This is a genomic window from Streptomyces lycii (assembly GCF_009735685.1).
In the GTDB taxonomy this organism is placed as follows: Bacteria; Actinomycetota; Actinomycetes; order Streptomycetales; family Streptomycetaceae; genus Streptomyces; species Streptomyces lycii.
On record NZ_WHPN01000031.1, the window covers coordinates 1 to 5,764 of the forward strand.

Genomic DNA, 5,764 nt, shown 5'->3' on the forward strand with positions numbered 1-5,764 from the left:
CGGAACGAGATCCTCCAGGGGCACGGGAGCCACGGCGCCGGTGCCGGGGCGGGTACGGGCCTCGGGGCGGATGCCGGGTCCGGGTGGGATGCCGGTGACGGGTCCGGTGCCGGTGCTGGTGCCGGTGACGGGCCCGGCTTCCGCTCCCGTGCCCGCTCCCGTGCCCGCTCCCGTGCCGATCGGTCCCGTGCCGGTCGGTCCCGTGCCGGTCGGTCCCGTGCCGGTCGGTCCCGTGCCCGTTGCCGTGCCGGTCCCGGCGCCCGTATCCGTCCCCGTGCCGCTCCCGCTCCCGGTGCCCGTTCCCGGGTCGCGGCCCGTCGCCGTGCCGGGAACCGGCCCGGTCGTGTTCCAGTTCCCCCACGGGCCCGGGCGGTTCACCGGACGGCCCGCGGTCTTGTGCCCGTCCACGGTGTGCGGTCCGACCAGGGTGCCCCCGGGCTCCAGCCGTCCCGGCTCGCCGCCTCCCGGCCGGTCCGGCCCCGGGCCGCCGACGGCCCGCACGGGGCCGCCCGCCCCCGCCGCGGCACCCGGCACCGCCGCCACCGCGCCACCCCCGCCCGCAAGCAGCGGCAGCACCACGGCGGCGACGACGGCCCACCGTCCTCTCTTCCGCACCGCAGGACCCATAACCGGTTCCCGTCCCTTTCGCTCCGGGGCCGCGGCACCCGGCCGGGCCCGCTGGACGTGTCGAAGAACGGGGTTACGGATCCCGCCGGCGTCGCGCGACACACCGCAGGGCCCGGTTTTCCACCCACTCGCCGCGCCCGCGCCACCCGCCCGGCGCAACCCGGCCGCGTACGGTGCGGACCGGACCGGAAGCGACCCGACCGGGACCGGAACCGGAAACGGAAACGGAAACGAGCCGAGCCCGGACCGGATCCGGACCGAAAGCGAGCCGAGCCCCGGACCGGAACCGGGAGCAGGTCGGCGCCGGACCGGAACCAGGCCGGAACCAGGTCGGCCCCGGACCGGAACCAGGCCGGAACCAGGTCGGCCCCGGACCGGAAACGGGCCGACAGCAGGCCGGTACCGGACCGAAGTCGGAACCGGCCCCCGACGGGACCCGCCCGAACCGCCGACCGTGCCCGCACCCACCCCGAACCGGCCGACCGTGCCCGGACCCACCGCGTCCCGCCTGGGCGCGCCTTGAACCCGCCGTGCCCCGACCGGGCCTGGCCCCGGCCGACCGCGCCCCGACCGGGCCTGTCCCCGACCCACCACAAACCGGCCGACCGCGCCCCGGCCCGCCACGTCCCGACCGGGCGCTGCCCCCGCCCCCGGGCGCCGTCACCCCCGGCGGATGTCCCGCCAGGCGGCGTCCAGTGCCGACGCCACGTCCGACGCCCCGATCGGCGCCCCCTCGCGCCCCGCCGCCAACCGGCCCGCCAAGCCGTGCAGATACGCGCCGGCCGACGCCGCGTCCCGCGCCTCCAACCCGGCGGCCAGCAGCGATCCCGTGACCCCCGACAGCACGTCGCCGGTACCGGCCGTCGCGAGCCACCCCGTCCCGGTCGGATTGACCCGTACGGCCGGGTCCCCGCCGCGGCCACCCTTCCCCCCGGCCGGGGCCACCAGCGTCGTCGACCCCTTGAGCAGCACCGTCGCCCCGAACTCCGCCGCGAGCCGGCGCACCGACGCCAGCCGTGACGCCTCCACCTCCTCGCGCGCCACGCCCAGCAGCGCCGCCGCCTCCCCCGCGTGCGGCGTGAGCACGGTCGGTGCCTCCCGCCGCCGGACCAGCTCCCGGTCCAGCAGCCGCAGCCCGTCCGCGTCCACCAGCAGCGGTACGTCCGACCCGAGCACGTCCTCCATCGCCCGGCGCGCCTCCGTACCGTCCCCGAGCCCGGGGCCGATGACCCACGCCTGCACCCGCCCGGCGTCCGACGGTGGACCCGCGTGCACGAGCGTCTCCGGGAAGCGGGTGACGACCGCGTCCCCCGCCGGGCCGACGTACCGCACGGCGCCCGCGCCACCGCGCAGCGCGCCCGCCACCGCGAGCACCGCCGCCCCCGGGTAGCGCGCCGAACCCGCGACGACACCGACGACGCCGCGCCGGTACTTGTCGCTCTCCGGCGCCGGTACGGGCAGCAGCGCCGCCACGTCCGCATGCTGCAACGCCTCCAGCGCCGGGCGCTCCGGAAGATACGGGCCGAGCCCGATGTCCACGAGCCGCACCGCCCCGGTGCACCCGGCCGCCGGATCGACGAGCAGGCCGGGCTTGTAGCAACCGAAGGTGACCGTCGCGTCGGCGCGCACGGCCGCACCCGCGGTCTCCCCGCTGTCGGCGTCGACACCGCTGGGCAGGTCGACGGCCACGACCACGGCGTCCGACGCGCGGGCGGCTTCGGCGAGCCGCGCGGCGGCGGGGCGGAGTCCGCCGCGGCCACCGATGCCGACGATCCCGTCCACGACGAGATGAGCCCGCCGCACGGCCGCGACGGCGGCGTCCCCGGCACCGGTACCGGCACCATCCCCGGCACCGGCCCCGGCATCCGCCGCGGCACCGGAAGCTGAGCCGCCCCCTGACCCGCCCCCGGTCCCGGTGCCGTCCCCGGTCCGGATCCCGGGCCCGGTCCCGGTCCCGGTCCCGGTGCCCTTTCCGTCCCCGGCACCGTCTCCGGCGCCGCGCCACCCGTCCGTCTGCGTCCCCGGGTCCGGGTCCCGGGCCGGGGCCGTCTCCCGCTCCGTGGCCGTCCTCGGCCCCGGCTCCCACTCCGGGGGCTCCGTCCCGCGCTCCCGCTCCCACTCCGGGGGCTCCGCCCCGCGCTCCCGCTCCGGCTCCGGCTCCGGCTCCGGCTCCACGATCCGTACGCCCGCCGCCCGCGCGGCGGCCAGTCCGCCGGGATGCGTCCGGTCCGGGGCCAGCAGTACGGCGGTCACGCCCGCCCCGCGCCGGGCCAGCCGGGCACCGGCGTACAGCGCGTCACCGCCGTTGGAGCCGCTGCCGACCAGCAGCGCGATCCGGGCGCCGTAGAGCCCGCGGCCGGGCCGCAGCAGGGCGGCGCAGGCGGTGGCGAGACCGGAGGCGGCACGCTGCATGAGCGCGCCCTCCGGGAGACGGGACATGAGTTCGTGCTCGGCGGTTCGTACGGTCTCGACGCTGTACGCAGTCCTCATGCCCCCAGTGTCCCGGCCCGGAGCGGGCTCCGCCGCCCCGCCTCCGCCGCCCCGCCTCGAAGCCGCACGGAAGCGGTGCAACCCGCGGAGCCCCCGGCCTACGCGGAGCCCCGTCCTGCACGAAGCTCTCGGCCTACGCGAGTCCCCGGCCTACGCAGAACCCCCGGCCCATGCGGAGCCCCCAGCCCGCCCCGCCCCGAAGCCGCACGGAAGCGATGCGACCCGCGGAGCCCCCCCGGGCTGCGCAGAGCCCCGGCCCACGCGAAGCCCTCGACCTACGCGAGTCCCCGGTCTACGCGAGTCCCTGGCCCACGCGGAGCCCCCGGCCCGGCCGGCCGGTCCCGGCTCCGCCCGGCCCGGATCCCGGACCCGGACGCCCTCCCCCGCCCGGCACACCCCGTGCCGGGCTCAGCCCTCGGCTATGACCACCGCCGACGCGACCCCCGCGTCATGGCTGAGCGACACGTGCCAGCCCCGGACGCCCAGTTCGGCGGCCCGCGCCGCGACCGTGCCCGTGACCCGCAGCCGGGGGCGGCCGCTCGGCTCGGTGTGCACCTCCGCGTCCGTCCAGCGCAGACCGCCCGGCGCGCCCAGGGCCTTGGCGAGGGCCTCCTTGGCGGCGAAGCGGGCCGCGAGGGAGGCCACGCCGCGCCGCTCGCCGCTGGGCAGCGTCAGCTCGTCGGGGAGGAACAGCCGGTCCGCGAGGCCCGGCGTCCGCTCCAGCGACGCGGCGAAGCGGTCGATCTCCGCGACGTCGATCCCGACGCCGACGATCACTCGACGGTCACCGACTTGGCCAGGTTCCGCGGCTGGTCGACCTCGTTGCCGCGGGCGGTCGCCAGCTCGCAGGCGAAGACCTGGAGCGGCACGGTCGCCACCAGCGGCTGGAGCAGCGTCGGCGTGGCCGGGATCCGGACGAGGTGGTCGGCGTACGGGACGACCGTCTCGTCGCCCTCCTCGGCGATGACGATGGTGCGCGCGCCGCGGGCCCGGATCTCCTGGATGTTGGACACGATCTTGTCGTGCAGGACGGACCGCCCGCGCGGCGAGGGCACCACGACCACGACCGGCAGGTCCTGCTCGATCAGTGCGATCGGCCCGTGCTTCAGCTCGCCCGCCGCGAACCCCTCGGCGTGCATGTACGCCAGCTCCTTGAGCTTGAGGGCGCCCTCCATCGCGACCGGGTAGCCGACGTGCCGGCCGAGGAAGAGCACGGTGTTCTTGTCCGCGAGGCTCCGCGCCAGCTCCCGTACCGGCTCCATGGTGCCGAGCACCTGCTCCACCTGGACGGCGATCTCCGACAGCTCGCGGACCACCGAACCGATCTCGTCGCCCCACTTGGTGCCGCGCACCTGCCCGAGGTACAGCGCGACCAGATAGCAGGCGACGAGCTGGGTCAGGAAGGCCTTGGTGGAGGCGACGGCGACCTCGGGCCCGGCGTGCGTGTAGAGCACGGCGTCGGACTCGCGCGGGATGGTCGAGCCGTTGGTGTTGCAGATCGCGAGCACCCGCGCGCCCTGCTCACGGGCGTGCCGCAGCGCCATCAGGGTGTCCATGGTCTCCCCGGACTGGCTGATGGCGACGACGAGGGTGCGCTCGTCGAGGATCGGGTCGCGGTAGCGGAACTCGCTGGCCAGCTCGGTCTCGCAGGGGATGCGGGTCCAGTGCTCGATGGCGTATTTGGCGATCATCCCGGCGTGGAAGGCGGTGCCGCAGGCCACGATGACGATCTTGTTGACCTCGCGCAGCACGGACGCCGGGATGCGGACCTCGTCCAGGGAGAGGGTCCCGGACGCGTCGATCCGGCCGAGCAGCGTGTCGGCGACGGCCTTCGGCTGCTCGGCGATCTCCTTGAGCATGAAGTAGTCGTAGCCGTCCTTCTCGGCGGCGGACGCGTCCCAGTCGACGTGGTACTCGCGGACGTCCGCCGGGCGGCCGTCGAAGTCGGTGACGGTGACGCCCTCCCGGCGCAGCTCCACGACCTGGTCCTGGCCCAGCTCGACGGCCTCGCGGGTGTGCGCGATGAAGGCGGCGACATCGGAGGCGAGGAAGGACTCGCCGTCGCCGACGCCGACGACGAGCGGGGAGTTGCGGCGCGCGCCGACGACGACGTCCGGCTCGTCGGCGTGTACGGCGACCAGCGTGAACGCGCCCTCCAGCCGGCGGCAGACGTGCCGCATGGATTCGGCCAGGTCGCCGCAGGAGGAGAACTCCTCGGCGAGCAGGTGCGAGACGACCTCGGTGTCGGTCTCCGAGAGCAACTCGTGGCCGCGGTCGGTCAGTTCGGCCCGCAGCCCGGCGAAGTTCTCGATGATGCCGTTGTGCACGACGCTGACGCGGCCGGCGTTGTCGAGGTGCGGATGGGCGTTGGCGTCGGTGGGGGCGCCGTGGGTGGCCCACCGGGTGTGGCCGATGCCGGTGCTGCCGGACGGGAGCGGCCGGTCGGCCAGCTCCTTCTCCAGGTTCGCGAGCTTGCCGGCCTTCTTGGCCGCGGCCAGCCCGCCGTCGGCGAGCACGGCGACGCCGGCGGAGTCGTACCCCCGGTACTCCAGGCGCTTCAGACCGGCGATGACGACGTCGAGGGCGGACTGCCCTCCCACATACCCAACGATTCCGCACATGGGCAGCAGCCTACGACCCCGCCCCG

3 protein-coding genes and 1 pseudogene are annotated in these 5,764 nt (G+C 76.5%); all 4 read right to left on the reverse strand.

Going from position 1 to position 5,764, the window contains the following annotated elements; genetic code table 11:
* Nucleotides 1–615 (reverse strand): annotated as a pseudogene (locus tag GCU69_RS33130) (hypothetical protein); the annotation flags it as partial.
* A gap of 672 nt (nt 616–1,287) precedes the next feature.
* Entirely contained in the window at nt 1,288–3,117 is a 1,830-nt protein-coding gene (locus GCU69_RS32405) for an NAD(P)H-hydrate dehydratase (RefSeq protein ID WP_170315754.1), read from the reverse strand.
* Nucleotides 3,118–3,525: 408 nt separating this feature from the next.
* Nucleotides 3,526–3,894, reverse strand: coding sequence for a holo-ACP synthase (locus GCU69_RS01505; protein ID WP_098753544.1), 369 nt, complete (start codon nt 3,892–3,894; stop codon nt 3,526–3,528).
* A complete protein-coding gene (gene glmS, locus GCU69_RS01510; protein WP_098753543.1) occupies nt 3,891–5,738 on the reverse strand; it encodes a glutamine--fructose-6-phosphate transaminase (isomerizing) in 1,848 nt (615 codons plus the stop codon). The genes GCU69_RS01505 and glmS overlap by 4 nt, the downstream gene beginning before the upstream one ends.
* Nucleotides 5,739–5,764 lie beyond the last annotated feature (26 nt).